Source organism: Roseateles sp. P5_E11, from assembly GCF_054049355.1.
In genome coordinates this window covers 1-1,927 of the sequence record NZ_JBFUMO010000821.1, presented here as the reverse complement: position 1 = coordinate 1,927, position 1,927 = coordinate 1, and the positions used below count along the sequence as shown (strand labels likewise).

Annotated in this window: 2 protein-coding genes; one reads left to right on the top strand and one right to left on the bottom strand. The window is 64.8% G+C overall.

The features are described 5' to 3' along the window. The coding region (locus ACXJKR_RS31035; protein ID WP_457326124.1) for a TonB-dependent receptor at positions 1 to 1,405 on the top strand (1,405 nt) is incomplete at its 5' end. Here ACXJKR_RS31035 and ACXJKR_RS31030 read toward each other — a convergent pair. Next, entirely contained in the window at positions 1,399 to 1,722 is a 324-nt protein-coding gene (locus ACXJKR_RS31030) for a hypothetical protein (RefSeq protein WP_457326123.1), read from the bottom strand. The two genes, ACXJKR_RS31035 and ACXJKR_RS31030, sit on opposite strands and share 7 nt — an antisense overlap. Between the last annotated feature and the right edge of the window lie 205 nt (positions 1,723 to 1,927).

Genomic DNA, 1,927 nt, shown 5'->3' with positions numbered 1-1,927 from the left:
CCACACCGACACGCTGCAGCTCGTCACCGGCCTGTTCTGGATGCACGAGAAGAACGCCATCGACTATGCGCAGGAGCAGCTCGTCACAGCCCCCTATGGCTTCCCGACCAGCCAGTTCTATCACCAGCCCGACCGCCAGATCGACGCCAAGGCCGTCTTCGCGCAGGCCGACTGGAAGTTCACGCCGACCTGGACCGCCACCCTCGGCGCCCGCTACAGCCATGACAAGAAGACCGACAAGAACGGCCAGGTCTTCGGTGGCTGGGACGGCTCCACGCCGGCCTACTACAACGGCTTGTTCCATCCCGGCGCGCCCGGCGAGCCGGGCTTTCGCGCCCACAACGGCCGTGACCTGACCGAGAAGATGGGGCCCTTCGCCGGCACCGCCGCCTATGCCGAATGGGGCCCGCCGGCCGGCAACGACAACGCCCAGAGCTGGAAGAAGGTCACCTACCGCCTGGGCCTGCAGAAGCAGCTGACGCCGCTGGACATGGTCTACACATCGTTGTCCACCGGCTACAAGGCCGGCGGCTTCGGCGACAAGGACGACCGCTGCGGCGGCCACGACTGCGTGGACGGCCCCGCCGGCCCGCAGTACACCTTCTTCCCCTACAAGCCCGAGACCGTCACCAACTTCGAGATCGGCTACAAGGGCCTGCTGCTGAACAAGCGGCTGAGCCTGTCGGCCACCCTCTTCTTCAGCCGCTACAAGGACATGCAGGTCACGGGCGACAACTTCGCCTCGCGCATCAAGCGCACCGAGCCCTGCCCCGAAGACAACCCGACCTGCGACATCGTCACCAAGTGGCAAACCGTCAACGTCGGCGTCGTCAGCATCCCGGGCATCGAGCTGGAGGTCGACTACAAGCCCTGGCCCGGCGCCCGCCTGGGGGCCTTCTTCAGCTACATCAACAGCAAGATGAAGGACTACCCGTCCTACAGCGACACCTGGAACTGCGGTGTGCGTGAGGAGATGGGCGCACCGCACTGCCCCGAGCCCTACAGCGGCCCCGTCCGCGAGTTCGCCGGCCGCCAGATCCTGGACATCACCGGCAACCACCTGCCCCTGTCGCCCAAGTACAGCTTCGGCATCAACTTCTCACAGAGCTTCATGTTCGGCGAGGGCTGGGAGCTGACGCCCTGGGTCAACCTGAAGTGGCAGGACAAGATGTACTTCACCCTGCTCAACCTGGACAACCCGCACATCTCCGACAGCCAGAAGGCCTTCACCAAGATCGACGCCAGCCTCAAGCTGCAGGCGCCCAAGTACTGGCGCGCCGAGCTCTATGTGCTGAACGCGACCAACAAGATGACGAAGAACGCGGTGCAGGACGGCGGCGGCTTCGTGCGCGCCTACTGGAACGACCCGCGGACCTACGGGATTCGGGTGGGGATCGACTACTGAGGGTCACTCATGCCGGCCGGCGCGGGTTCGGCATTCAGGTGGCTGTCGGCGCTGGGCGATTTGTCGAACGGAGAGCGCGGAAATTCCGTTTTGCAGCGGTTGCTGACGGTCGGGGCCAGCGCCCGTGCGACAGCAAGGTGCCCAAAGCCGAAATTCGCCAACTTGCAGTTCCAGGCTGGGTGCAGCCGGTTGAAAATTGCGTGTGAATGGGCAGCGGCCACCGATACCGGACCTTGGCTGGCAACGTCGTGCCGCTCAGCGCTGGCGAGCGTTGACGGCGAACCCTTCGAATCCGGCCGGGCGGGCAGGATCGACACCTAAATAAACGGATTCAGCGGCAGGCGCTGCCCAGCCTGCCGCCAATGGCGTTCCCGGCGGYGACCGGCTGCCGCCCTCATTCTTTGGCGCGCTGAAGCGCGCGACGGCAAGCAGCATCACCGCCAATCGTTAAGACTTGAGCACTGCTGACTCGCAAGGCCGCGCAAATCCGGTGCTGAGTACCACCTATTGATGAGGCGACAA